Origin of the sequence: Cellulosimicrobium protaetiae, assembly GCF_009708005.2 — a bacterium.
GTDB classification, from domain to species: Bacteria; Actinomycetota; Actinomycetes; order Actinomycetales; family Cellulomonadaceae; genus Cellulosimicrobium; species Cellulosimicrobium protaetiae.
On the sequence record NZ_CP052757.1, the window covers coordinates 3,472,078 to 3,496,999 of the forward strand.

At 72.9% G+C, this 24,922-nt stretch carries 23 protein-coding genes; 9 read left to right on the forward strand and 14 right to left on the reverse strand.

Translation table 11 applies throughout. From position 1 onward, the window contains the following. Positions 1-37: 37 nt before the first annotated feature. On the reverse strand, positions 38-1,489 hold the full coding sequence (locus FIC82_RS14980; protein WP_154799037.1) for an NAD(P)H-quinone dehydrogenase: 1,452 nt from the start codon (positions 1,487-1,489) through the stop codon (positions 38-40). A 120-nt stretch (positions 1,490-1,609) separates the two neighbouring features. Between FIC82_RS14980 and FIC82_RS14985 the strand changes: the two genes are divergently transcribed. The 5 genes from FIC82_RS14985 (at position 1,610) to FIC82_RS15005 (ending at position 7,868) form a co-directional block, all read left to right on the forward strand. Then, entirely contained in the window at positions 1,610-2,461 is an 852-nt protein-coding gene (locus FIC82_RS14985) for a purine-nucleoside phosphorylase (protein WP_154799038.1), read from the forward strand. 1 nt (position 2,462) lies between these two features. Beyond that, the gene (locus tag FIC82_RS14990) at positions 2,463-4,307 is read left to right on the forward strand and encodes a phospho-sugar mutase (RefSeq protein WP_154799039.1); all 1,845 of its coding nucleotides are present in this window, start codon (positions 2,463-2,465) and stop codon (positions 4,305-4,307) included. A 71-nt stretch (positions 4,308-4,378) separates the two neighbouring features. Continuing rightward, on the forward strand, positions 4,379-5,440 hold the full coding sequence (gene deoC, locus FIC82_RS14995) for a deoxyribose-phosphate aldolase (protein ID WP_154799040.1): 1,062 nt from the start codon (positions 4,379-4,381) through the stop codon (positions 5,438-5,440). A 20-nt stretch (positions 5,441-5,460) separates the two neighbouring features. Beyond that, positions 5,461-6,933: an aldehyde dehydrogenase family protein gene (locus tag FIC82_RS15000; RefSeq protein ID WP_154799041.1), complete on the forward strand. Its 1,473-nt coding sequence runs from the start codon at positions 5,461-5,463 to the stop codon at positions 6,931-6,933. Next, positions 6,933-7,868, forward strand: a complete 936-nt coding sequence (locus FIC82_RS15005) for an aldehyde dehydrogenase family protein (protein WP_154799042.1) — start codon at positions 6,933-6,935, stop codon at positions 7,866-7,868. Before FIC82_RS15000 ends, FIC82_RS15005 begins: the two co-directional genes overlap by 1 nt. Positions 7,869-7,955: 87 nt before the next feature. Here the strand turns inward: FIC82_RS15005 and FIC82_RS15010 are convergent, their stop codons facing one another. The 13 genes from FIC82_RS15010 to FIC82_RS15070 form a co-directional block, all read right to left on the reverse strand. Beyond that, a complete protein-coding gene (locus tag FIC82_RS15010) occupies positions 7,956-9,086 on the reverse strand; it encodes an adenosine deaminase (RefSeq protein WP_154799043.1) in 1,131 nt (376 codons plus the stop codon). A gap of 63 nt (positions 9,087-9,149) precedes the next feature. Beyond that, the gene (locus FIC82_RS15015; RefSeq protein WP_154799044.1) at positions 9,150-9,389 is read right to left on the reverse strand and encodes a hypothetical protein; all 240 of its coding nucleotides are present in this window, start codon (positions 9,387-9,389) and stop codon (positions 9,150-9,152) included. Positions 9,390-9,435: 46 nt separating this feature from the next. Then, positions 9,436-10,398: a hypothetical protein gene (locus FIC82_RS15020; RefSeq protein ID WP_154799045.1), complete on the reverse strand. Its 963-nt coding sequence runs from the start codon at positions 10,396-10,398 to the stop codon at positions 9,436-9,438. Next, positions 10,395-10,739 carry a DUF202 domain-containing protein gene (locus FIC82_RS15025; protein ID WP_168731943.1) on the reverse strand — a complete coding sequence of 115 codons (345 nt, stop codon included), beginning with the start codon at positions 10,737-10,739 and terminating at the stop codon, positions 10,395-10,397. Before FIC82_RS15025 ends, FIC82_RS15020 begins: the two co-directional genes overlap by 4 nt. After that, entirely contained in the window at positions 10,736-11,143 is a 408-nt protein-coding gene (locus tag FIC82_RS15030) for a YidH family protein (RefSeq protein ID WP_253691209.1), read from the reverse strand. The genes FIC82_RS15025 and FIC82_RS15030 overlap by 4 nt, the downstream gene beginning before the upstream one ends. Before the next feature lie 19 nt (positions 11,144-11,162). Further along, the gene (locus FIC82_RS15035; protein ID WP_253691838.1) at positions 11,163-12,428 is read right to left on the reverse strand and encodes a thymidine phosphorylase; all 1,266 of its coding nucleotides are present in this window, start codon (positions 12,426-12,428) and stop codon (positions 11,163-11,165) included. Between the two features lie 137 nt (positions 12,429-12,565). Further along, a complete protein-coding gene (locus FIC82_RS15040) occupies positions 12,566-13,039 on the reverse strand; it encodes a cytidine deaminase (RefSeq protein ID WP_154799046.1) in 474 nt (157 codons plus the stop codon). Positions 13,040-13,052: 13 nt separating this feature from the next. Next, complete coding sequence (locus tag FIC82_RS15045; protein WP_154799047.1) at positions 13,053-14,348, reverse strand: ABC transporter permease; 1,296 nt, start codon at positions 14,346-14,348, stop codon at positions 13,053-13,055. Continuing rightward, complete coding sequence (locus FIC82_RS15050) at positions 14,345-15,661, reverse strand: ABC transporter permease (RefSeq protein WP_418884326.1); 1,317 nt, start codon at positions 15,659-15,661, stop codon at positions 14,345-14,347. The genes FIC82_RS15045 and FIC82_RS15050 overlap by 4 nt, the downstream gene beginning before the upstream one ends. After that, positions 15,658-17,298 (reverse strand): ABC transporter ATP-binding protein, encoded by a 1,641-nt coding sequence (locus FIC82_RS15055; RefSeq protein ID WP_168731944.1) that lies wholly within the window; start codon positions 17,296-17,298, stop codon positions 15,658-15,660. The genes FIC82_RS15050 and FIC82_RS15055 overlap by 4 nt, the downstream gene beginning before the upstream one ends. A gap of 170 nt (positions 17,299-17,468) precedes the next feature. After that, entirely contained in the window at positions 17,469-18,563 is a 1,095-nt protein-coding gene (locus tag FIC82_RS15060) for a BMP family lipoprotein (RefSeq protein WP_168731945.1), read from the reverse strand. A gap of 226 nt (positions 18,564-18,789) precedes the next feature. Beyond that, complete coding sequence (locus FIC82_RS15065) at positions 18,790-20,025, reverse strand: amidohydrolase (protein WP_168731946.1); 1,236 nt, start codon at positions 20,023-20,025, stop codon at positions 18,790-18,792. Continuing rightward, positions 20,022-21,161 carry a mannose-1-phosphate guanylyltransferase gene (locus FIC82_RS15070; protein WP_154799048.1) on the reverse strand — a complete coding sequence of 380 codons (1,140 nt, stop codon included), beginning with the start codon at positions 21,159-21,161 and terminating at the stop codon, positions 20,022-20,024. The genes FIC82_RS15065 and FIC82_RS15070 overlap by 4 nt, the downstream gene beginning before the upstream one ends. A gap of 233 nt (positions 21,162-21,394) precedes the next feature. Between FIC82_RS15070 and sdhC the strand changes: the two genes are divergently transcribed. From sdhC to FIC82_RS15090, 4 genes are all read left to right on the forward strand, one after another. Further along, a complete protein-coding gene (gene sdhC / locus FIC82_RS15075) occupies positions 21,395-21,778 on the forward strand; it encodes a succinate dehydrogenase, cytochrome b556 subunit (protein ID WP_081772373.1) in 384 nt (127 codons plus the stop codon). Then, a complete protein-coding gene (locus FIC82_RS15080; RefSeq protein ID WP_154799050.1) occupies positions 21,778-22,242 on the forward strand; it encodes a succinate dehydrogenase hydrophobic membrane anchor subunit in 465 nt (154 codons plus the stop codon). The genes sdhC and FIC82_RS15080 overlap by 1 nt, the downstream gene beginning before the upstream one ends. Before the next feature lie 67 nt (positions 22,243-22,309). Continuing rightward, positions 22,310-24,142, forward strand: coding sequence for a succinate dehydrogenase flavoprotein subunit (gene sdhA, locus FIC82_RS15085; protein WP_154799051.1), 1,833 nt, complete (start codon positions 22,310-22,312; stop codon positions 24,140-24,142). Beyond that, a complete protein-coding gene (locus tag FIC82_RS15090; protein WP_087471552.1) occupies positions 24,142-24,909 on the forward strand; it encodes a succinate dehydrogenase iron-sulfur subunit in 768 nt (255 codons plus the stop codon). The genes sdhA and FIC82_RS15090 overlap by 1 nt, the downstream gene beginning before the upstream one ends. Positions 24,910-24,922 lie beyond the last annotated feature (13 nt).

Sequence of the window (24,922 nt, forward strand, 5' to 3'; positions counted from 1 at the left end):
GGAGCTCGCCTGAGGTGCTCGCCGGAGGGCGGCGCCGTCAGTCCTCGCGGTGGTGCAGCATCCGTGCGACCTCGGCGATGGAGCCCGACAGCGACGGGTAGACGGTGAAGGCCGACGCGACGTCGTCGACCGTGAGCCGGTGCGACACGGCGAGCGTGATGGGGAAGACGAGCTCGCTCGCGCGCGGCGCGACGACGACGCCGCCGAGCACGACCCCCGCCTCGGGGTGAGCGAAGAGCTTGACGAAGCCGTCGCGCATGCCGAGCATCTTGGCGCGCGGGTTGCGCGCGAGCGGGAGCACCGTCGTGACGTACTTGCTGCTCTGCGCCTTGAGCTGCTCCTCGCTGTACCCGACGGTCGCGATCTCGGGCGCGGTGAAGATGTTCGCGGCGACGGTCCGGAGCTTGATCGGCACGACGGCGTCGCCGAGCGCGTGCGACATGGCGACGCGGCCCTGCATCGCGGCGACCGACGCGAGCGGCAGGACGCCGGTGCAGTCGCCGGCCGCGTAGACGCCGCGCACCGACGTGCGCGACACCTTGTCGACCTCGACGTGCCCGCTCGGGGTGAGGCGCACCCCGGCCTCCTCGAGCCCGATGCCCTGGGTGGAGGGGATCGCGCCGACGGCGATGAGGACGTGCGAGCCCTCGACGACGCGGCCGTCGGCGAGGGTCACGCGCACGCCGTCCGCGGTGCGCTCGGCGGACTCGGCGCGGGACCGCGACATGACCGTCATGCCGCGGGATCGGAACACGCCCTCGAGCAGCTCGGCCGCGTCGGCGTCCTCGCCCGGGAGCACGCGGTCGCGGCTCGACACGAGCACGACGTCCGAGCCGAGCGCGTTGTAGGCGCCGGCGAACTCGGCGCCCGTGACGCCGGACCCGACGACGATCAGCCGCTCCGGGAGCTCGGACAGGTTGTAGAGCTGGGTCCAGGTGAGGATGCGCTCGCCGTCGGGCTGCGCCGTCGGCAGGACGCGCGGGGTCGCGCCGACCGCGACGAGGATCACGTCCGCGTCGAGCGTGAGCGGGCCGTCCGCGCCGTCCGGCGAGTCGACGACGACGCGCGCGGGGCCGTCCAGCCGGCCCGCGCCGATCACGACGCGCACGCCCTCGCGCTCGAGGCGCGCGTGGATGTCCGCGGACTGCGCGGCGGCGAGCGCCATGACGCGCGTGTTCACCGCCTCGAGGTCGACGATGTGGCGGCGCATGGCGGGGTGCTGCGCCTTGGCGGTGTCGACAGGAAGGCGGATGCCGAGCTCGGCGGCGCGCTCGGCGATGGTCATCCAGTCGGCGGTCGCGATGAGGGTCTTGGAGGGGACGACGTCGGTCAGGACGGCCGCGCCGCCGAGGCCCTGGCGTTCGACGACGGTCACGTCGGCGCCGAGCCGGCGGGCGACGAGCGCGGCCTCGTAGCCGCCGGGCCCACCTCCGAGGACGACGATGCGGGTGGCCTGATGGTCGATGCTCGCGTGCGTCACGCGGGACATTCTGTCAGGCCGTCGCGTCCCCTCGTGTCAGCATGCGAGACGCCGCGGCCGGTCATGGTGCCCGCGGGACGCGGGTCGCTCGTCGGGTCGCGCGCCCGGGGACGGACTAGCCTTGCGACCATGACGACGACGCCTGCGAGCACACCCCCGCTCGACGACCCCGCGACCGACCCGTTCCTCGTGGCGCGGGCCGCCGCCGACCACATCGCGCAGGCCACGGGGGTCGACGGCCACGACATGGCCCTCGTGCTGGGCTCGGGGTGGGGCGGCGCGGCCGAGCTGCTGGGCGAGGTCGTCGCGGAGGTCCCGACGCACGAGATCCCCGGCTTCTCGGCCCCCGCGGTCGCAGGGCACCTCTCGGTGACGCGGTCGATCCGGGTCGAGCGGGCGGACGGCTCGGTACGGCACGCGCTCGTGCTCGGCTCGCGCACGCACCTGTACGAGGGCAAGGGCGTGCGTGCGGTCGTGCACGGCGTGCGCACGGCCGCCGCGACGGGCGCCGAGACGCTGATCCTCACGAACGGGTGCGGTGGCCTCAACCAGGACTGGGGCGCGGGCACGCCCGTGCTGCTCTCGGACCACATCAACCTCACGGCCCGCAGCCCGCTCGAGGGCCCGACGTTCGTCGACCTCACCGACGTCTACTCCCCGCGCCTGCGCGAGCTCGCGCACCGCGTCGACCCGACGCTCCCCGAGGGCGTGTACGCGCAGTTCCCCGGGCCGCACTACGAGACCCCGGCCGAGGTGCGGATGGCGGGCGTCCTCGGCGCCGACCTGGTCGGCATGTCGACGACGCTCGAGGCCATCGCCGCGCGTCACTGCGGTCTCGAGGTGCTCGGCGTCTCGCTCGTGACGAACCTCGCCGCCGGCATCAGCCCGACGCCGCTCTCCCACGCCGAGGTCATCGAGGCCGGCCAGGCCGCGGGACCCCGGATCAGCGCCCTCCTGGCCGACATCGCGAAGCTGGTGTGACATGACGGACCGCACCGCGGGCTACCGGACCGACCCTGCCGACGACCCGACGTTCGACCCGGGGACCGACCGCGGTGCGTTCCTCGAGCGTGTCACCGCGTGGATCGACGACGACGTCGACGCGGGCGACCAGGACGAGCTGCGCCACCTGCTCGACCTCGCGGACTCGCCCGACCCGCGCAAGCACGACGTGCGCGCCGCCGCCCTCGCCGAGCTCCAGGACCGGTTCTCCGGACCGCTGGAGTTCGGCACCGCGGGTCTGCGCGGGCGCATGGCCGCCGGTCCGCACCGCATGAACCGCGCGGTCGTCATCCGCGCGGCGGCGGGGCTCGGGGCATACCTGCTGGACGCGCTCGGCCCCGCGGGGGCGGGCGGCGCGGCCCGGCCTCGCGTCGTCGTCGGGTTCGACGCCCGGCACCGGTCACGCGCGTTCGCGGTCGACAGCGCGGCCGTGCTCACCGCGGCGGGGCTCGACGTCCTCGTCCTGCCGACGGCGCTGCCGACGCCGGTGCTCGCGTTCGCGGTGCGCCACCTGGGCGCGGACGCGGGCGTCATGGTGACCGCGAGCCACAACCCGCCCGCCGACAACGGGTACAAGGTCTATCTCGGCGGGCGCGTCGTCACGGACTCCGGGCAGGGCGCCCAGATCGTGCCGCCGTACGACGCGCGCATCGCCGCCGCGATCGCGGCGGTCGGCCCGGCACGCTCCGTCCCCCGCGCCGGGACCGGCTGGACCGTCCTGGACCGGGAGATCGTCGGCGCGTACGTCCGGTCGGTCCTCGCGCTGTCCGACGGCGCCCCCCGTCGCCTCAAGGTCGTCACCACGGCGCTGCACGGCGTGGGCGGCGAGACGGTCGCGCGCGTCCTGCGCGACGCGGGCTTCACGACCGTCATCCCTGTCGAGGAGCAGCTCGACCCGAACCCCGACTTCCCGTCGGTCGCGTTCCCCAACCCCGAGGAGCCGGGCGCGATGGACCTCGCGCTCGCCGTCGCCCAGGACTCCGCGGCCGACGTCGTGCTCGCGAACGACCCCGACGCCGATCGCTGCGCGGTCGCGGTGTTCGACCCGCGCGTCGGCACCTACCAGGGCGCGGAGACCGCCCGCTCCAACGGGTGGCGCATGCTGCACGGCGACGAGGTGGGCGCCCTGCTCGGGGACGACGTGGCGCGGCGGGCCGTCGCCTCGGGCGCGGCCGGCGGGGTGCTCGCGTGCTCCGTCGTGTCCTCGCGCCTGCTCGGGAAGATCGCGGCCGCGCACGGGCTCGGCTTCGCGACGACGCTCACGGGCTTCAAGTGGATCTCGCGCGTCGACGGGCTCGTGTTCGGGTACGAGGAGGCGCTCGGCTACTGCGTCGACCCCGCGCACGTGCGCGACAAGGACGGGATCAGCGCCGCGCTGCTCGTCGCGCAGCTCGCGAACCGGCTCAGGGCCGAGGGTCGCACGCTCGTCGACGCGCTCGACGACCTGGCGCGCGCGCACGGGCTGCACGTGAGCGACCAGCTCTCCGCGCGGTTCACCGACCTCGACCGCATCGGCGAGACGATGACCCACCTGCGGGCGGCTCCCCCGCGCACGCTCGCCGGCGCCGGCGTCTCCGACGTCACCGACCTGTCGGCCGGTCTCGACGGCCTGCCGCCCACCGACGGCGTGCGCATCCTCACGGCCGACGGGACGCGTGTCATCGTGCGCCCGAGCGGGACCGAGCCCAAGGTGAAGTGCTACCTGGAGGTCGTGCTGCCCGTCGCCCCCGACGCGTCGCACGACGACCTCACGGCGGCCCGCGCCGCAGCCCGCGACCGCCTGGACCGCGTCAAGGCCGACATGCAGCGCGCCCTGGGCCTCTGAGCCCTCGGGACGGCCCGCGCCCCGGCCCCACCGGACCCGCCACGAGGCGTACCGACGGGTAACCTGGTGCGATGAGCACAACGACACCGACGTCGGTCGCCGCGACCGGCCCGGCGGGCACCGGAACGGCCCCGGCGACCCCGGGTTCCGCCGACCGGTCCGCCGCCGAGATCGCCGATCTCGCGCGCTCCGTGACCGGTTCCGCCCTCCTCGACGACACCGCCTGGCGCCGCTACCTCCACGGCCTGCCGGGGGTGGACAAGGTGGGCGCCGACGGCCGCGCCGCGGCGCTCGGCACCCGCTCGATCAAGACGACGTCCAAGGCCTGGGCGCTCGACACGATCATCCGCATGGTCGACCTCACGACGCTCGAGGGTGCGGACACGCCCGGCAAGGTCCGCGCGCTCGCCGCCAAGGCGGTCCGCCCCGAGCCGGCCGACCCGACGTGCCCGTCCGCCGCCGCCGTGTGCGTGTACAACGACCTCGTCCCCGTCGCGGTGGAGGCGCTCGCCGGGACGGGCGTCAAGGTCGCCGCCGTCTCGACCGCGTTCCCGTCCGGCCGCGCGAGCCGCGCCGTGCGCCTCGCGGACACGCGCGACGCCGTCGAGGCGGGCGCGGACGAGATCGACATGGTCATCGACCGCGGTGCGTTCCTCTCCGGGCGCTACTCCCAGGTCTACGAGGACATCGTCGCCGTGCGCGAGGAGTGCCGGGCGAACGGGCACCACGCGCACCTCAAGGTCATCCTCGAGACCGGCGAGCTCGCCACGTACGACAACGTGCGCCGCGCGTCGTGGCTCGCGATGCTCGCGGGCGCCGACTTCATCAAGACGAGCACCGGCAAGGTCTCGCCCGCCGCGACGCTCCCCGTGACGATCGTCATGCTCGAGGCCGTGCGCGACTTCCGGGCGCTCACGGGCGTCCCGATCGGGGTCAAGCCCGCCGGCGGCATCCGCACGTCGAAGGACGCGATCAAGTACCTCGTCGCGGTCAACGAGACCGCGGGCGGCGACTGGCTCGATCCCGACTGGTTCCGGTTCGGGGCGTCGTCGCTGCTCAACGACGTGCTCATGCAGCGCAACAAGCTCGCCACGGGTGCCTACTGGGGCCCCGACTACGTGACCGTCGACTGAGCGGGACTCAAGGACACACCATGACCACCACAGCAAGCACGGCCGGCTCGCCGTTCGAGTACGCGCCGGCCCCCGAGTCGCGCGCCGTCGTCGACATCGCGTCCTCGTACGGCCTCTTCATCGACGGCGAGTTCACGCCCGCGTCGGACTCCGGCTCGTTCAAGACCGTCAACCCCGCCACGGAGGAGGTCCTCGCCGAGGTCGCCGAGGCGACCGAGGAGGACGTCGACCGCGCCGTCCGCGCCGCGCGCCGCGCGCAGGAGAAGGTGTGGGGCCCCATGCCGGGGCGCGAGCGCGCCAAGTACCTCTTCCGCATCGCGCGCCTGCTGGCCGAGCGCTCGCGCGAGTTCGCGGTCCTCGAGACGCTCGACAACGGCAAGCCGATCCGCGAGTCGCGCGACGTCGACGTCCCGACGGCCGCCGCGCACTTCTTCTACTACGCCGGCTGGGCCGACAAGCTCGAGCACGCGGGCTACGGGCCCGACCCGCGCCCGCACGGCGTCGCCGCCCAGGTCATCCCGTGGAACTTCCCGCTGCTCATGCTCGCGTGGAAGATCGCCCCCGCGCTCGCGACGGGCAACACCGTCGTGCTCAAGCCCGCAGAGACGACGCCGCTCACGGCGCTCCTGTTCGCGGACCTGCTGCGCCAGGCCGAGCTGCCGCCCGGCGTCGTGAACATCGTCACCGGCGCGCGCGCCACGGGCTCCGCGCTGGTCAACCACCCGGACGTCGACAAGATCGCGTTCACGGGATCGACCCCGGTCGGCAAGCGCATCGCCCAGGAGATCGCGGGCACACGCAAGCACGCGACGCTCGAGCTCGGCGGCAAGGCCGCGAACATCGTGTTCGACGACGCGCCGATCGACCAGGCGATCGAGGGCATCGTCAACGGCATCTTCTTCAACCAGGGCCAAGTCTGCTGCGCGGGCTCACGCCTGCTGGTGCAGGAGACGATCGCCGAGGAGCTCGTCGACCGGCTCAAGGCGCGCCTGAGCACGCTGCGCGTCGGCGACCCGATGGACAAGAACACCGACGTCGGCGCGATCAACTCGCCCCAGCAGCTCGCGCGCATCACCGAGCTCACCGACGCCGGTACCGCCGAGGGCGCGACGCGCTGGAGCCCGGACTGCGAGCTGCCGTCGTCGGGCTACTGGTTCGCCCCGACGCTCTTCACGGGCGTCTCGGCCGCGCACCGCATCGCGCGCGAGGAGATCTTCGGCCCCGTGCTGAGCGTCCTGACGTTCCGCACCCCTGCCGAAGCCGTCGCCAAGGCGAACAACACCCCCTACGGGCTCTCCGCGGGGATCTGGACGGAGAAGGGGTCGCGCATCCTGTGGATGGCCGACCAGCTCCGCGCGGGCGTCGTGTGGTCCAACACCTTCAACCGGTTCGACCCGACCAGCCCGTTCGGCGGCTACAAGGAGTCGGGCTACGGACGTGAGGGCGGCCGGCACGGCCTGGCGCCCTACCTGATCGAGGGGAGCACCTACTGATGGCCCGCACGACGAAGGCGACCGCCAGCACACCCCGCACCGCGCCCGAGCGCCTCGGGGTGCGCAAGACGTACAAGCTCTACGTCGGCGGGAAGTTCCCCCGCAGCGAGTCGGGCCGCACGTACGAGGTGACGGACACCAAGGGCCGGTTCCTCGCGAACGTCGCGCAGGGCTCGCGCAAGGACGCGCGCGAGGCCGTCGTCGCCGCACGCGCCGCGCAGGCGAAGTGGGCCGGCGCGACGGCGTACAACCGCGGCCAGGTGCTCTACCGCGTCGCGGAGATGCTGGAGGGACGCCGCGAGCAGTTCGTCGCCGAGGTCGTCGCGGGCGAAGGGCTCACGGCGCGCCAGGCGGAGCTCGCTGTCTCCGAGGCGATCGACCGCTGGGTCTGGTACGCGGGCTGGACGGACAAGGTCGCGCAGGTCGCCGGCTCCGCCAACCCGGTCGCCGGACCGTACTTCAACCTGTCGTCGCCCGAGCCGACGGGCGTCGTCGTCTGCCTCGCGCCGCAGCGCTCGTCGCTGCTCGGCCTCGTCTCGACGATCGTCCCGCCGCTCGTCACGGGCAACGCGGTGATCGTCGTCGCGAGCGAGCAGCGCCCGATCCCGGCGGTCACCCTCTCCGAGGTCCTCGCGACGTCGGACGTCCCCGGCGGCGTGGTCAACGTCCTCACGGGCTTCACGAAGGAGCTCGCTCCCCCGCTCGCGTCGCACCTCGACGTCAACGCGCTCGACCTCGCGGGCGCCGTCGGCGCCGAGGGTGTCGTCTGGGGCGAGCTTGAGGCCGCCGCGGCCGACTCGGTCAAGCGCGTCCTGCGCCCCGCCGTCGGACGCCGCGGCGACGACGCCGAGCCGGACTGGACCGAGGCTCCGCGCCCCCAGCGCATCCTCGCGTTCACCGAGACCAAGACGGTCTGGCACCCCAAGGGCGTCTGACCCTGCCAGCACGACCGTGGTGCCGTGATCGCGTCGATCACGGCACCACAGTCATGTTCGGCGACCCGGGCGGGTCTGCAGGTCCGCTCAGAGCTGGGCGCCCTGGACCTCCTGGTAGCCCGGCAGGATCACGTCGTCGACGAGCGCGCGACGCTCGTCGTGATGGACGAACGCGCTCCACGCCGCGGTCATCGTCACGTCCGCGAGGTCGTCGATCGTCCAGCCCGCGTGCTCGACGAGGAGCGCCATCTCCTGCGTCATCGTCGTGCGCGACATGAGGCGGTTGTCGGTGTTGAGCGTGACCGCGAAGTCGAGCTCCTTGAGCCGCGTGATCGGGTGCGCGGCGATCGACGTCGCCGCTCCGGTCTGCACGTTGGACGACGGGCAGAGCTCGAGCGGGATCTGGTGGTCGCGCACCCAGTGCGCGAGGAGGCCGAGCGCGGCCGTCCCCGACTCCCCCTCCGCGCTGTGCGGGTGCTCCGGGTCGAACGTGATGTCCTCGACGATCCGCACGCCATGGCCGATGCGGCTCGCCTGGCCGAGGTGCACGGCCTCGCCGATCGACCCCGGTCCCGCCGCCTCGCCCGCGTGGATGGTGACGGGGAAGTTCTGGTCCGCGAGGTAGCGCCAGATCTCCGCGTGGCGCGAGGGCGGGAACCCGTCCTCGGCGCCGGCGATGTCGAACCCGACGACGCCGTTGGCGCGGTTCGCGACGGCGAGCTCGGCGATCTCCTGCCAGCGGTCGGCGTGCCGCATCGCGGTGACGAGCTGCCCGACGCGGATGGTCCGTCCCTCGGCGGCGGCCTCGGCGACGCCCTGCTCGATGCCCGCCTGCACGGCGTCGACCGTCTCCTGGAGGGAGAGCCCGCGCTGGAGGTGCTGCTCGGGCGCCCAGCGCTGCTCGGCGTACACGACGCCGTCGCGTGCGAGGTCGAGGACCGCCTCGCGCGCCACCCGCGCGAGGGCGTCGCGCGTCTGCATGACGGCGATGGTGTGGTCGAACGTCTCGAGGTAGCGCACGAGCGAGCCGGAGTCGGCCGACTCGGCGAACCAGGCGCCGAGGGACTCGGCGTCGCCCGCGGGGAGCTGGTGCCCGACGTCGGCGGCGAGCTCGAGGATCGTGGCGGGGCGGAGCCCCCCGTCGAGGTGGTCGTGCAGCACGACCTTGGGCAGCGCGCGGATGACGTCGACCGTCAGGGGGGCGTTCTCGGTGGTCATGCGCTCACGGTACCGGCCGGTAAGCCTGCGCTCGCGCCGAGCCGTCGCCCGGTGCCCGGCCGGTCAGGCGTAGTCGTCCTCCTCGCCCGGCACGGCGGACGCCTGCTCGACGACGTCGGCCTCGTTCGCCTCGCCCTCGAGGTCCGGTCGCGCGGTGCGCGGACGGTACTCGTCGCCCTCGTGCTCGGCGTCGTCGACGCCGGCGCCGTCGTCCTCCGACTCCTCGACCAGGCTCACGACCTCGTCGTCCGGCTCGACCAGGCCGGCGTCCCGCCACGCGTCGTTCCCGGGCACGGTGCTCATGGCGACTCCTCACCTGACGACTCGACGCCGGCACAGACCGTGGCGGCTACGTCCATCCTCCCGCGGGGCCCGTGGCCTCGCCAGCGCGACCCGAGGGGAGCAGCGCCCAGCAGACGTGCGGCCAGCCGCCGAGCGCTCGCCGCACCTCGGGGGTGTGCCGGCCGTCGAGCAGCGCGCCCGTTTCGAGGTCGTGCACCGTGCCGGTCGACGGCTCGTAGACCTGGCAGCGCCGCAGCTGCGCGTCGGCGAGGGCGAGGAGCACGACGTGCCGTGGCACGGCGGTCTCGATCCCCAGCGCGAGATCGCCGCCCGTGAAGAGCGGCACGGGGACGCCGCGTGCCGCCGCGACGAGGGCGGCCCGGACCTCCGGCTCCGGGTCCCCGGACCCGGAGCGTCCCCGGACGACGCGCTCGCCGTACCGGACGTCGGCGTAGCGCGCGGTGCGCGCCGCACCCCAGGGTGGAGTCCCGAGGGCAGCCGGCCACGGCAGCGGACCGAGGGCGGCGCGGTTGGTGCGCCGCTTCACCGCCCGTTGCAGCTCCCCGAACCGCGCCGCACCGCCGGTCCAGGGCCGACGACCCGACCCGGGGGCGTCGCCCGGGCGCAGCCCCGTGGCGAGCCACAGCGCGAGCACCGGGTCGCCCACCGCGGCGAGCAGACCGAGCACCGCGGAGCCGCAGGTGGTCGCGTCGGTCTGCTGCGCCCGGTCCCCGCCGAGCTCGACCGGCCGGACCAGCGCTCCGCCGTCGGACCGGCTATGAACCCCGAGCCTGCCGATCGGGTCGACGACGGCACGCCGGGTCCTCGGGTCGAGCACGCTCAGCGTCGACGCGAGGGCGCGGACGAGGTCTGCAGGGTGTCCCGCCCGGCGGGCGAGGTCGAGGGAACGGTCGATCCCGCCGTCGGGCAGGTATCGGCCCTCGGGCGGCCCCGGGGGCACCGCACGCCGCGGTGCGAGACGCGCGACGTCCGTCGCACGAAGGCTGCCGAGCACGGCGCCGAGGTTCACGCGGCACCCAGCGCCCGGCCGAACGACCAGACCGAACCCACGAGCGCGAGCACCACGACGAGCGACGCGACGCGAACCAGGAACGACCACGAGTGGAGCATCCCGTCGCCAGGGAGCCCCCCGGTCGGGGGGCTCAGCACCGCGGGCACGAGCGCGAGCACCGCGACCGCGACCGCGGCGCACACGGTCACGACGGAGCCGACGCGCAGGCCCGCCGCCGCCAGGACGAGCGAACCGACGACGACGCCGAGCACCGTCCGCTGCCAGGCGAGCGCCGTCCGCTCCGGCTGCAGACCCTCGTCGCGGGGAGCGCCCGCGGGCGGTTCGGGCTCCCTGCTCACGACCCGGTCGCCGCCCCCACGGCGTACCCGGCGATGAGCAGACCGAGGACGACGACCCCGGCCACGAGGACCGGCAGGCCGCTCGGCGAGGGCAGCCGGCGGCGCAGCCGCAGCGCGCGCTCGTTGCGGCGCCACGCGACGAGCGCGTACCCGGCGAACCCCGCGCCCGCGAGGCACGCGACCCCCGCCACGACGTCGAGGACCCCGGGCATGTCGGCGAACGTCGCGAACGACGTCAGCGCGACGCCGCCCGCGACCAGGCCCAGCCCGGTCCGCACCCACGCGAGCGCGGTCCGCTCGTTCGCGAGGCTGAACCGCGCGTCCGGCTCGGTCCCCACCCCGTAGACGGAGCGAGGACGGCGCGTGTCGGCGCGCTCCGCCGCGGCGGGCTCATCGGACCCCACGCTCAGCTCACGCCCACGGTCAGTCCACGCGGTCCAGGACGACGGGACCGCGCTCGACGACGGTGCCCGGGTCGGCGACCGCCCACGCGCCGTCGAGGGCCTGCACGGCACGCTCGAAGCGCTCCGGGGTGTCCGTGTGCAGCGTCATGAGGTGCTGCCCCTTGCGCACGGCGTCACCGGGCTTGGCGAAGAGCTCGACGCCCGCGCCCGCCTGCACCGGGTCCTCCTTGCGCGCGCGGCCGGCCCCGAGCCGCCAGGCGGCGACGCCGACGGCGTACGCGTCGAGTCGTTCGAGGACGCCGTCCCGGTCGGCGACGACGTGCTCCCGCTCGCGCGCGACCGGCAGCGGGGCCCGCGAGTCGCCGCCCTGCTCGGCGATCATCGCGCGCCACTTGTCGAGCGCGCGCCCGCCCACGAGCGCGTGCCGCACGTCGTCCTCGTCCTGCGGGCGACCCGCCCCGGCGAGCATCTCGAGCGCGAGCGCGACCGTGAGGTCGACGACGTCCTGCGGACCCTCGCCCTTCATCACCTCGACGGACTCGCGCACCTCGAGCGCGTTGCCCGCGGTGAGCCCGAGCGGCGTCGACATGTCCGTGAGCAGGGCGACCGTGCGCACGCCGGCGTCGGTACCGAGGTCGACCATGGTCCGCGCGAGCTCGCGCGCCGAGCCCAGCTCCTTCATGAACGCACCGGACCCGACCTTGACGTCGAGCACCAGAGCCCCGGTGCCCTCCGCGATCTTCTTGCTCATGATCGAGCTCGCGATGAGCGGGATCGACTCGACCGTGCCCGTGACGTCGCGCAGCGCGTACAGGAGGCGGTCCGCGGGCGCGAGGCCGGAGCCCGCCTGGCAGATCACCGCACCGACGTGCTCGAGCGCGTTCATCATCTGCTCGTTGGTGAGCGCCGCGCGCCACCCCGGGATCGCCTCGAGCTTGTCGAGCGTTCCGCCCGTGTGCCCCAGACCGCGCCCCGAAAGCTGCGGTACCGCGACGCCGTACACGGCGACGAGCGGCGCGAGCGGCAGCGTGATCTTGTCCCCCACGCCCCCGGTCGAGTGCTTGTCCGCCGTCGGCCGCGAGAGCCCCGAGAAGTCCATCCGCTCGCCCGAGGCGATCATCGCCTGCGTCCAGCGACCGATCTCGGTCCGGTCCATGCCGTTGAGGTAGATCGCCATCGCGAGCGCGGCCATCTGCTCCTCGGCGACGACGCCGCGCGTGTAGGCGTCGATCACCCAGTCGATCTGTGCTGCGTCGAGCCGCGCGCCGTCGCGCTTCGTCCGGATGACGTCGACGGCGTCGAACGGCTCGGGGGCCGGTCCCTCGCCGTCCGCTCCCCCGTCGTCGCCGGCCCCGACGGCCGCCTCGGCCGTCGCGTCCTGGTCCTCGGTCCCGCCACCCTGCGGGGTCACGTCGTCGCTGGTCACGAGCGCTCCTCCAGATCCTCGGGCCCGAAGGCGTCGGGCAGCACGTCCCTCATCGTCTTGATACCACGCACGGTGTCGACCAGCAGGTCGGGGCCCCCGTGCTCCCACAGGAGCTGTCGGCAACGCCCGCACGGCATGAGCGTCGCGCCGTGCCGGTCCACGCACGCGAACGCCACGAGGCGGCCGCCCCCGGATCCGACGAGCGAGCTCACGAGCGAGCACTCCGCGCACAGCGTGACGCCGTACGCGGCGTTCTCGACGTTGCACCCGACGACGACACGCCCGTCGTCGACGAGCGCGGCCGCCCCCACCGGGAAGCCCGAGTAGGGGGCGTACGCGCGGGTCATGATCTCGCGCGCAGCGTCGCGCAGGGAGTCCCAGTCGACGGGCGGCCCGACGGCGGTCCCGCCCTGGTCCGTCCCCTCGCCCGGCCGGGGCTCGGCGCCGTGCACGTGCGGCAGGTCTGTCATCGGCACCGTGGCCTCACTTCACGTAGGGGATGCCCTCGGCGGCCGGCGGGCGCACGCGCCCGACGAGCCCCGCGACGGCGAAGATCGTCACGACGTAGGGCGTCATGAGCATGATCTGGCTCGGGATCGGCGTGCCGACGATGCCGAGCACCGTCTGGAGGTTGTCCGAGAAGCCGAACAGGAGCGCCGCGACGAGCGCGCCGACCGGGTTCCACCGCCCGAGGATCATGGCCGCGAGGGCGATGAAGCCCTTGCCGCCCGTCATCTCCTTGCCGAACGCGAGGCCGGCCGCGACCGTGAAGAACGCGCCGCCGAGGCCGGCGACCGCGCCGCCGAGGATCGTGTTGCGCACGCGGGTCGCGTTGACCTTGATGCCGACCGTGTCGGCTGCCTTGGGGTGCTCGCCGACGGCGCGCAGGCGCAAACCCCAGCGGCTCCGGAAGAGGAAGACCTGCAGCAGGATCACGACGACGTACATGATGTAGACGAGCAGCGTCTGGCGGAACAGCACCGGCCCCACGACGGGGATCTGCGAGAGCACCGGGATCTCGATCACCGGGAGCGGGGTGCGCGTGTTCCACGTGCCCGGGTCCTCGGTGAGCACCGTGGAGTAGAGGTAGCTCGTCACACCGACCACGAGCACGTTGAGCACGACGCCGACGATGATCTGGTTCACCCAGTACTTCACGGAGAAGATCACGAGCAGCACGCCCACGAGGGCGCCCGCGATCGGTGCCGCGATGAGGCCGGCGTAGGCGCTCGACGTGAGCGACGCGACGACCGCGGCGAGGAACGCCCCCGCGAGGAGCTGGCCCTCGATCGCGATGTTGATGATCCCGACGCGCTCGCAGAGCACGCCCGAGAGGGCGCCGAACACCAGCGGGACCGCGAGGAACAGCGAACCCTGGAGCAGGCCCGTCAGCGGGATCGCGGACTTGCCGGCCCCGGCCCAGCTCAGGAAGGCGAAGACGACGGCGACGCCGAAGACGATCGGCAGCCAGATGCCCACCTTGCGCCGGTCGCGCGCGGCCCAGAACGACAGCCCGGCCAGCAGGAGCGCGAGGATCGACAGGAACAGCGCGGCGCCGGTCGAGCTCACCGTGATCGGCTCGATCTGGAAGAAGTCGTTCGCCGTCGACAGGCGGTACGTCGTCTGCTGCCCGCCCGCGGGGAGCAGGGCGAAGAAGACGAGCGACAGGAGCCCGATGACCGCGTACGCGACCGGGGCCTTCCAGCTGATCGGAGGCAGCGGCTTGGGCGCGCGCTCCGGCGCGGAGGCCGGCGCCGGGGTGCTGGTCGCGGTGCTCATGCTCCGGCCTCCTGGGTCGTCGTCGTGGTCGTGGACGCCTTGGCGCGGCGCCGCGCGGCGTGCCGCTCGGCGCGCGTCGGGCCACCAGGGGTCGGGAGGCGGAAGATCGCCCGCACGAGGGGCGGGGCGGCGATGAAGAGCACGATGAGGGACTGCACGACGAGCACGATGTCGATCGGCGTGCCGGTCCGTGCCTGCATCGCGAAGCCGCCCGCGCGGAGCGCTCCGAAGAGCAGCCCGGCGAGGACCGTGCCGAGCGGACGGGACCGGCCGAGCAGGGCGACCGTGATCGCGTCGAAGCCGAAGCTCGCGGCGACGCCCGCGGTGAGGACCTTCTCCGTGCCGAGGACCTGCGCTGCGCCGCCGAGACCGGCGAGCGCCCCGGCGAGGGCCATGACCCAGACCGTCACCCACGCGACGGAGATGCCCGCCGTGCGTGCGGCGTGGGGGTTCTCGCCGACGGCGCGGAAGCGGAAGCCGAGCGTCGAGCGCTCCATGAGCCACCAGACGCCCACCGCCGCGAGCAGGGCGAGCACGAAGCCGAGGTGCAGCCGGAACCCCTCACCGAGGAGCAGGGGGAACGTCGCCGAGCTCGGGATGGGTGGGCTGATCGGGTTGCTGCTCCCGGGTCGCTGGAACGCGGGGGTCGTGAGCAGGTAGGCCACGAGGTAGATCGCGATGTTGTTGAGCATGATCGTGACGATCACCTCGTGCGCGCCCGTCCGGGCCTTGAGGACGCCCGCGATGCTCGCCCAGATCGCGCCGCCGAGCGCGGCACCGAGCACGGCGAGCAGCAGGTGGAGGCCCGGGGGCAGGGAGAACGTGAAGCCGATGAACCCGGCGAAGATGCCGCCGAGGATGATCTGGCCCTGCGCACCGATGTTGAACAGGCCGGCGCGGAAGCCGATGCCGAGGCCGAGACCCGCGAGGATGAGCGGGGTCGAGACCGTCATGGTCTCGGTCAACGGGCGGAGCGCTCGCTGGAGGTCGGGCGCCTGGAAGTTGACGACGGCACCCTGGAAGAGCGCGCTGTACGCGCCGAACACGGCGTTCCACACGGCGGCGAAGAAGTCCGAGGGGCGCGCGAAGAAGTAGGTGGCCGCCTCCTGGACCTCGGGGTCCGCGGCCGCGATGAGGACCCCGCCGAGGATCAGGGCGGCGACGATCGCGAGCAGCGAGACGAGCCAGCTGCTCTCCAGCATCTCGCGCAGGATGCTCGACCCGGCGGGCGGCCGGGGCTTCGTGGTGTCGCTCGGCGGCGCCGGCGTCGGCGGGACGGCCGACGCGTCGTCGGGCGTGGCCTGCTGGGTCACTGGATCTCCTCCTCGCGGGCGTCGGCGTCGGCGCCGGCCAGGTCGTCGGCGACCCCCGGGCCCGACGGCGCGTCCCCCGCCTCGATGTCCTTCTCGCCGAGGGTCGTGTGGTGCACGGCCGCCTGCGCGACCGCCTCGTCCAGCGGGACCCCGGCCATCATGAGCCCGAGCACGTCGCGGTCGGTGTCGCCGGGGACGACCCCGACGACGCGTCCGCGGTACATGACCGCGATCCGGTCCGCGAGGGCGAGCACCTCGTCCAGCTCGGTCGACACGATGATCACCGGCGTGCCGTTGTCCCGCTCCTCGACGACCCGCTTGTGGACGAACTCGATCGAACCGACGTCGAGGCCGCGCGTCGGCTGCGACGCGATGAGCAGGCGCAGCGGGCGCGACATCTCGCGCGCCAGGACCACCTTCTGCTGGTTGCCGCCGGAGAGGGTCCCCGCCGGGACCTCGACGGTCTGGGTGCGGACGTCGAACTCGACCACCCGCTGCTCGGCGTTGTCGCGGATCGCGGCCCGGTTGAGCGCCCCGCCGCGCGAGTAGGGCGCGCGGTCGAAGAGGTCGAGCACCAGGTTCTCCTCGACGGAGAACGTCCCGACGATGCCGTCGGTGCTCCGGTCCTCCGGCACGTACCCGACGCCGGCGGCGAGGACGTCCGAGACCCCCCGCCCGACGAGCTCGGCACCGTCGAGCGTGATCGAGCCGGCGACGGGCTTGCGCAGGCCCACGATCGTCTCGGTGAGCTCCGTCTGCCCGTTGCCCTGGACCCCGGCGACGACGAGGATCTCGCCCCGCGCGACGTCGAGGCTCACGCGGTCGACGACCGCGTTGTCGAGGTCGTCCATGACCGTGAGGTCGGTGACGCGGAACGTCGCGTCGCCCGGCTCGGCGGGCGCCTTGTCGACCCCGAGCGAGACGGAGCGGCCCACCATGAGCGAGGCGAGCTCGGTCTCGCTCGCGTTCGGGTCCGCGGTCCCCACGACCTGCCCGCGGCGGATCACGGTGATGCGGTCCGCCACGGCGCGGACCTCGCGCAGCTTGTGCGTGATGAAGACGATCGACGTCCCCGCGGCCTTGAGCTGGCGCATGATCGCGATGAGCTCGTCGGTCTCCTGCGGGGTCAGGACCGCCGTCGGCTCGTCGAGGATGAGCACCCGCGCGTCGCGCGAGAGCGCCTTGATGATCTCGACCCGCTGCTGCACGCCGACGGGGATGTCCTCGACCATCGCGTCCGGGTCGACCTCGAACCCGAACCGGTCGGAGATCTCGCGGACGAGCCCCCGCGCACGGCGGGCGTCGATGAGGCCCGCGCCCTTGACGGGCTCGTGGCCGAGCGCGACGTTCTCCGCGACGGTGAAGACGGGGACGAGCATGAAGTGCTGGTGCACCATCCCGATGCCCGCCGCCATGGCGTCGCCGGGACCGGTGAAGGCGACCGGTGAGTCGTCGACGAGGATCTCGCCCTCGTCCGGGTCGTACAGGCCGTAGAGCACGTTCATGAGCGTGCTCTTGCCGGCACCGTTCTCGCCCAGCAGGGCGTGGATCTCGCCTGGTTCGATCACCAGGTCGATGTGGTCGTTCGCGACCAGGGACCCGAACACCTTCGTGATCCCGCGCAGCTCCAGCTTCACCGGGCGGCCTCTCTGAGAACAGGGAACTCCATCGAACCGTACTTCCGTCGCGTCGTCGCCTCGTGCGTCGCCTCAAGACGACGGTGGCCCGGGCGGGCTCGCCCGGGCCACCGTCCCGCCGGTCCCTCGACGGCCCTCACGGGCCCGGGACCGGCGGTCTCAGCGGGTCGTCACGGGGTGTTGGTCGACTCCACGACCAGGTCCCCGGCGATGATCTGCTCCTGGTACTGCGCGAGCTGGTCCTGGAGCTCGGTCGGCACCTGGTCCTCGAAGTCGTGGAACGGCGCGAGGCCCACGCCCTCGTTCTCGAGCGTGCCCACGTACGGCTCGTTGGTGAAGTTGCCGTCGACCGACTCGCTCACCGTGTCGAAGACGGCCGGGCCGATCTGCTTCATCACCGAGGTGATGATGATGTCGCCGTACTCGGTGGTGAGGAAGCCGTCCGAGTCGACCCAGATGATCTTCGCGCCGGCGCCCTGGGCGGCGGCCGCCGCACCGAGGCCGACCGGGCCGGCGACGGGCATGATGATGTCCGCGCCCTGGTCGATGAAGCCCTGGGCGAGGTTCTGCCCGTTCGCCTGGTTCTCGAAGTCACCGGTGAAGGAGCCCGTCTGGGCGGCCTTGTCCCAACCGAGGGTCTTGACGTCGGTGCCGTTGTCCTCGTTGTACTTCGCGACGCCGTCGACGAAGCCGTCCATGAAGATCGCGACCGACGGGATCTGGATGCCGCCGAACGTCGCGACGGTGCCTGTCTCGCTCATCCCCGCGGCGAGGTAGCCCGCGAGGAACGCGGCCTCGGCCGTGTTGAAGAGGATCGGCTTGGCGTTGTCGAGCTCGACCGGGTTGAACTCCGCGTCCGAGAACGACGAGTCGATGAGGGCGAAGTTCGTGTCCGGGTTCGCCTCGGCCGCCGTCTGGATCGGGTCCTCGAGGAGGAACCCGACGCCGATGACGAGGTTGCAGCCCTGCTGGACGAGGTTGTCGATGTTCGGCGCGTAGTCCGTGTCCGCGGAGGACTCGACCTCGACGGCCGTGATCCCCAGCTCGGACTCCGCCTGCTCCAGGCCCTCGAAGCCGGCCTGGTTGAAGGACTGGTCGTCGAACCCGCCCGCGTCGGACACCATGCACGCGGAGAAGTCGGAGTTCCCGCCCGCCGTGTCCTCGCCGCCGCCGGTCGTCTCGTCGTCCTCGGGTGCGGCGCCGCACGCGGCCAGCGCCAGCGCGGCGACGGCCGCGAGCGCGGTGACCTGAGTCGCTCTCTTCACCTGATAGCTCCTGTCGTTCTCGTAGCAGGGCCGCGCAGGGAAGGACCCCTGGGCCCTCCCGAGCACCGTTGCGCGGGAGGACCGGTCCGTCGGCCTCTATAGGATCGAACACTAATCAGCCGGAGGGGTCCTGCACGTTACTTGTCGGTAACGCCGCTGCTTCGTTATGCAAGCGTCACTTTGCGTCTGAGGCGTGACACACCCCTGTCCACGGTTCGGGACCGCTTCACCCGCCCTGACCGGCGGCGACGCGGGCCAGGAGTCGCATCCCGGCGTCGACGGCACGCTCGTCGACCTGCAGGTCGCCCTGGTGGATGTCGTAGCTGCGGCCACCCGGCGTCCGCGTGCCGAGCCGCGCCATCGCGCCGGGGACCTTGGTCAGGTACCAGGCGAAGTCCTCGCCGCCCAGCGACTGCTCGGTCAGCAGGACGGAGTCCGGCCCCAGGACGTCGCGGGCCGCCGCCTCCAGCAGGCCCGTGCAGCGCTCGTCGTTCTCCACCGGCGGCACGCCGCGCGTGTGGTGCACGGTCACCTCGACCTCGTAGGGCGCGACGACCTGCTCGACCGCGTCGTGCAGCACCTGCCCCGCGAACTCCCACGCCCGCACGTCGAGGCAGCGCAGCGTGCCCCGCACCGTCCCCGTGCTCGGGATCGCGTTGTGCGCCGACCCCGCGTGCACCGCGCCCCACGTGAGGTTCACCCCCGAGCGCGGGTCGAGCCGCCGGCCGAGCACCGCGGGGACCTGCGTGATGACCTGGCCCAGCGCGTAGACCACGTCGCCCGTGAGGTGCGGTCGCGACGTGTGGCCGCCCGGGGACGCGATGGTCACGGAGACCTCGTCGGAGGCGGACGTGATGGGGCCGATCCGCGTCCCGATGCGGCCCACGTCGACCTTGGGGTCGCAGTGCACCGCGTAGATCTCGTCGACGCCGTCCATCGCGCCCGCCGCGAGGACGTCGAGCGACCCGCCCGGCTGGACCTCCTCCGCCGGCTGGAACACCAGCCGCACGCCGCGGCTCAGCTCGCCCTGGGCGTGGAGCTCGGCCAGCACGAGCCCGGCACCGAGCACCACGGCCGTGTGCACGTCGTGGCCGCACGCGTGCGCCACCCCGGGGACCGTCGAGGCCCACGGGAGCTCGCACCGGTCCTGCAGGGGCAGCGCGTCGATGTCCGCGCGCAGGGCGACCCGGCCCGGCGCGGACGACGACGCGCCGCCGGGCAGACCCGCCGCGACGGCGTCCCCGGGCTGCGGACCGACGTCGCACACGAGGCCCGTGCCGGGCAGGAGCCGCGGCTCGAGGCCCGCCGCGCGCAGCCGGTCGGCGAGCAGCGCCGTCGTCCGCGTCTCGGCGCGCGAGACCTCCGGGTGCGCGTGGATGTCACGACGGATCGCCACGACCTCGTCCACGTGCCGGGCGACGGCGGCGCCGATGCGGGCGGCGAGGGTCACGTCGGCGGTCACAGGAGCTCGTCCATCCCGAGCTCGCGCACCGTGTCGACCATCGACTTGACCTGCTGCGCGCGGGCGCGCGTCGTGACGAGCAGCGCGTCCGGCGTGTCGACCACGACGACGTCGTCGAGACCCAGCACCGTGACGACCCGGTCGCTCGCCGGCACGACGACCGACCCGGCGCTCTCCCGGCGCACGACGCGACCCGTGTCGCCGAGCACCTTCGACCCCGCGCCGTCGACCGAGGGCAGCAGGGCGGCGAGCGAGTTGAAGTCGCCGACGTCGTCCCACCCGAACGTGCCGGGCACGACGGCGACCCCGCCCACCGCGGCCACCGGCTCGGCCACCGCGTGGTCGATCGCGATCTTCTCCAGGGCGGGCCAGCGCTCGGCGAGCACGCGGTCGCGGTCCGGCCCGTCCCAGGCGGCGGCGATCGCGCGCAGGCCGTCGTGGAGCTCCGGGCGCTGGTCCTCGAGGTGCCCGAGGAGCACCGACGACCGCACGATGAACATGCCCGCGTTCCAGCGGTACTCCCCCGACGCGAGGTAGCGCTGCGCGGTCGCCGCGTCCGGCTTCTCGGTGAACCCGCGCACGTGCTGGGCGCTCGGCGCGCCCGCGACCCCGAGCGGGGCCCCGCTGTGGACGTACCCGAACGCCGTCGACGGCCGCGACGCCGCGATGCCGATCGTCACGACGTAGCCCGCGCGGGCCGCCTCGACCGCCTCCCGCACCGACGACTCGAAGGCGTCCCGGCCCGTGATGACCTGGTCCGCGGCGAACGACCCCACGACGACGTCGCCGTGCCTCTGCTCGAGGACCGCCGCCGCGAGCCCGATCGCCGCCATCGAGTCGCGCGGCGACGGCTCGGCGAGGACGTTCTGCGCGGGGAGCTCGGGGAGCTGGGTCCGCGCGGCGGCGACGTGCCTGTCGCCGGTCACGAGGACGACGCCCTGCGCCCCCGCGAGCGGGACGAGGCGGTCGACCGTCGCCTGGAGCAGGGAGCGGCCCGAGCCGGTCAGGTCGAGCAGGAACTTGGGCGAGCCCGCGCGCGACAGCGGCCACAGCCGCGTGCCCGCCCCTCCCGCCGGGACGACGGCGTGGAACCCGGGGATCGGCGACACGGACGAGGGGTGCGGCGAAGAGGCCATGGGGGCAGCATAGTGACGCGCGCAGTTCCCCCGCGGGCTGTGGGATCAGTCACAAACCGCCCGCGCAGGGGCGCTTCGCCGCCTCCGGCGGTCCGCATCATGACGCCGATGTCACTATGGTGGAAGCCCAGAGACCGATGCCGACGACGGTCCCGCGGTCCGGACTGAGGGAGTTCCGGGCCACGACCCGGAACGTGACATCTCCCCCTGATCTCGCCCAGGAGGCCCCCAAAGTGCCCAGTGCACCAGCCGGCACGCTCTACCGCGGCCGTGAAGGCATGTGGTCGTGGGTCGCGCATCGCGTGACCGGCGTGCTCATCTTCTTCTTCCTGCTCGTCCACGTGCTCGACACGGCGCTCGTCCGGGTCTCCCCCGAGGCCTACAACGCCGTCATCGGGACGTACCAGACGCCGATCATGGGCCTGGGCGAGGCGGGACTGGTCGCGGCCATCGTCTTCCACGCCTTCAACGGCATCCGCATCATCCTGGTCGACTTCTGGGCCAAGGGCCCGCGGTACCAGCGCACGATGCTCTGGATCGTCGTCGGCCTGTTCGTCGTGACGATGGCCGGGTTCCTGCCGCGTCACCTCATGAACGTCTTCGGAGGTGGGCACTGATGGCCACGACGGCAACGGCCGGCTCGGCCGTCGCGAGCCCGCGCGACCCGTACCAGCGTCGCAAGGCCACGCGCAGCAACTACGAGCTGTACAGCTGGATCTTCATGCGCGCCTCGGGCGTCGTGCTGATCGTCCTCATCTTCGGGCACCTGTTCGTCAACCTCATGGTCGGCGAGGGCGTGCACGCGATCGACTTCGGCTTCGTCGCCGGCAAGTGGGCCTCGCCGTTCTGGCAGATCTGGGACCTGCTCATGCTGTGGCTGGCCATGTTCCACGGCACCAACGGCGTGCGCACGATCATCAACGACTACGCCGAGCGTGACGGCACTCGCCTCGTCCTCAAGCTCGCGCTGTACCTCGCGTTCACGGTCGTCACGGTCCTCGGCACGCTCGTGATCTTCACGTTCGAGCCGTGCCCCGCGAACGCACCGGCCGAGCTGCTCGCGTCGTTCTGCACGGCCTGAGCACCGCACCACCCACGCCCCCGTCTTCTCGCTCCACCCGGCTCTCTCCCAGGAGGCATCGACCCCGATGCAAACCCATCAGTACGACGTCGTCATCGTCGGCGCAGGCGGCGCCGGGATGCGCGCGGCGCTGGAGTCGTCCGGCAAGGTCCGTACGGCCGTCATCTCCAAGCTCTACCCCACGCGCTCGCACACGGGCGCCGCGCAGGGCGGCATGTGCGCCGCCCTCGCCAACGTGGAGGAGGACAACTGGGAGTGGCACACGTTCGACACGGTCAAGGGCGGCGACTACCTCGTCGACCAGGACGCCGCGGAGATCATGGCCAAGGAGGCCATCGACGCGGTCCTCGACCTCGAGCGCATGGGCCTGCCGTTCAACCGCACGCCCGAGGGCCGCATCGACCAGCGCCGGTTCGGCGGGCACACCCGCAACCACGGCGAGGCCGCGGTGCGCCGCTCGTGCTACGCCGCGGACCGCACCGGCCACATGATCCTCCAGACGCTCTACCAGCAGTGCGTCAAGCAGGACGTCGAGTTCTTCAACGAGTTCTACGTGCTCGACCTCATCACCGACCACGACCTCTCGGCCGGCGAGATCCCGGACGACGAGACGGTCACCGCGACCGGCGTCGTCGCCTACGACCTCGCGACCGGCGAGATCCACGTGTTCCAGGCGAAGGCGATCATCTTCGCCACGGGTGGCGCGGGCAAGATCTTCAAGACGACGTCCAACGCGCACACGCTCACGGGTGACGGCATGGCCCTGGCGTACCGCCGCGGCCTGCCGCTGGAGGACATGGAGTTCTTCCAGTTCCACCCGACGGGCCTCGCGGGTCTCGGCATCCTCCTTTCGGAGGCGGCGCGCGGCGAGGGCGGGATTCTCCGCAACGCGGACGGCGAGCGCTTCATGGAGCGCTACGCACCCACCATCAAGGATCTCGCACCGCGCGACATCGTCGCCCGGTCGATGGCGAACGAGGTCCGCGAGGGTCGTGGCGCCGGGCCGAACAAGGACTACGTCCTGCTCGACCTCACGCACCTCGAGCCCGCGCACATCGACGCGAAGCTCCCGGACATCACGGAGTTCGCGCGGACGTACCTCGGCATCGAGCCGTACACCGAGCCCGTGCCCGTCTACCCGACGGCGCACTACGCGATGGGCGGCATCCCGACGAACGTCGCGGCCGAGGTCCTGCGCGACAGCAGCCACGTCGTCAAGGGGCTCTACGCCGCGGGCGAGGTCGCGTGCGTGAGCGTCCACGGCTCCAACCGCCTGGGCACGAACTCGCTGCTCGACATCAACGTCTTCGGCAAGCGCGCCGGCCGCACCGCCGCCGCGTACGCCGCGACGGCGTCGTACACCGAGCTCCCCGAGAACCCCGCGGCCGCCGTGATCGCGCAGCTCGAGGAGATGCGCAACCGCCCCGACGGCGAGCGCGTCGCCGACGTGCGCAAGGCGCTCCAGGAGACGATGGACGCCAACGCCCAGGTGTTCCGCACCGGGGAGTCGCTCAACCAGGCCCTCGCGGACATCCGCGACCTGCAGAAGCGGTACAAGAACGTCTCGGTCCAGGACAAGGGCCGGATGTTCAACACCGACCTGCTCGAGGCCATCGAGCTCGGGTTCCTCCTCGACATCGCCGAGGTCACCGTCGTCGCGGCCATCAACCGCAAGGAGTCGCGCGGCGGCCACTACCGCGAGGACTACCCCGACCGGGACGACACGAACTACATGCTGCACACGATGGCCTACCGCCGTCCGACGTCGGCACCGGACACCGCCGACGGGCACGTCGCGGGGTACTTCGACCACGTCGAGTCCTTCGACGGCTACAAGGTCGCCCTGGGCTCCAAGCCCGTCACCCAGACCCGGTACGAGCCCATGGAGCGGAAGTACTGATGACTGCCACACTCGAGAGCCCCGCCCCCGAGGCCAAGGCCGGCGAGATCCCCTCGTTCGAGGTCACGCTCCGCATCCGGCGCTACCTCCCCGAGTCGGAGCACGGCGAGGACGCGTACTGGGACGAGTTCACCGTCCTGGCCCACGGCACCGACCGCGTGCTCGACGCCCTGCACAAGATCAAGTGGGAGAACGACGGCTCGCTCACCTTCCGTCGCTCGTGCGCGCACGGCGTGTGCGGGTCGGACGCCATGCGCATCAACGGCCGCAACCGCCTCGCGTGCAAGACGCTGCTCAAGGACGTCAACCCCGACAAGCCCATCACGGTCGAGCCCATCAAGGGCCTGCCCGTGGTCAAGGACCTCGTCGTGGACATGGAGCCGTTCTTCGCCTCCTACCGCGAGATCATGCCGTTCCTCATCACGTCGGGGAACGAGCCCAGCAAGGAGCGCCTGCAGTCCGCCGAGCAGCGCGAGCGCTTCGACGACACCACCAAGTGCATCCTGTGCGCGGCGTGCACGTCGTCGTGCCCGGTGTTCTGGACGGACGGCCAGTACTTCGGGCCCGCTGCGATCGTCAACGCGCACCGCTTCATCTTCGACAGCCGCGACGAGGGCGCCACGCAGCGCCTGGAGATCCTCAACGACAAGGAGGGCGTGTGGCGCTGCCGCACGACCTTCAACTGCACCGAGGCCTGCCCCCGCGGCATCGAGGTCACCAAGGCGATCCAGGAGGTCAAGCGCGCGATGATCACGCGCGCCTTCTGATCCCCGCACGTCC

Excerpts from the sequence above, each read along its gene's own strand:
- FIC82_RS14980 (WP_154799037.1), bottom strand. The coding sequence starts at position 1,489 with ATGTCCCGCGTGACGCACGCGAGCATCGACCATCAGGCCACCCGCATC.
- FIC82_RS14985 (WP_154799038.1), top strand. The coding sequence starts at position 1,610 with ATGACGACGACGCCTGCGAGCACACCCCCGCTCGACGACCCCGCGACC.
- FIC82_RS14990 (WP_154799039.1), top strand. The coding sequence starts at position 2,463 with ATGACGGACCGCACCGCGGGCTACCGGACCGACCCTGCCGACGACCCG.
- deoC (WP_154799040.1), top strand. The coding sequence starts at position 4,379 with ATGAGCACAACGACACCGACGTCGGTCGCCGCGACCGGCCCGGCGGGC.
- FIC82_RS15000 (WP_154799041.1), top strand. The coding sequence starts at position 5,461 with ATGACCACCACAGCAAGCACGGCCGGCTCGCCGTTCGAGTACGCGCCG.
- FIC82_RS15005 (WP_154799042.1), top strand. The coding sequence starts at position 6,933 with ATGGCCCGCACGACGAAGGCGACCGCCAGCACACCCCGCACCGCGCCC.
- FIC82_RS15010 (WP_154799043.1), bottom strand. The coding sequence starts at position 9,086 with ATGACCACCGAGAACGCCCCCCTGACGGTCGACGTCATCCGCGCGCTG.
- FIC82_RS15015 (WP_154799044.1), bottom strand. The coding sequence starts at position 9,389 with ATGAGCACCGTGCCCGGGAACGACGCGTGGCGGGACGCCGGCCTGGTC.
- FIC82_RS15040 (WP_154799046.1), bottom strand. The coding sequence starts at position 13,039 with ATGACAGACCTGCCGCACGTGCACGGCGCCGAGCCCCGGCCGGGCGAG.
- FIC82_RS15045 (WP_154799047.1), bottom strand. The coding sequence starts at position 14,348 with ATGAGCACCGCGACCAGCACCCCGGCGCCGGCCTCCGCGCCGGAGCGC.
- FIC82_RS15070 (WP_154799048.1), bottom strand. The coding sequence starts at position 21,161 with ATGGCCTCTTCGCCGCACCCCTCGTCCGTGTCGCCGATCCCCGGGTTC.
- FIC82_RS15080 (WP_154799050.1), top strand. The coding sequence starts at position 21,778 with ATGGCCACGACGGCAACGGCCGGCTCGGCCGTCGCGAGCCCGCGCGAC.
- sdhA (WP_154799051.1), top strand. The coding sequence starts at position 22,310 with ATGCAAACCCATCAGTACGACGTCGTCATCGTCGGCGCAGGCGGCGCC.
- FIC82_RS15090 (WP_087471552.1), top strand. The coding sequence starts at position 24,142 with ATGACTGCCACACTCGAGAGCCCCGCCCCCGAGGCCAAGGCCGGCGAG.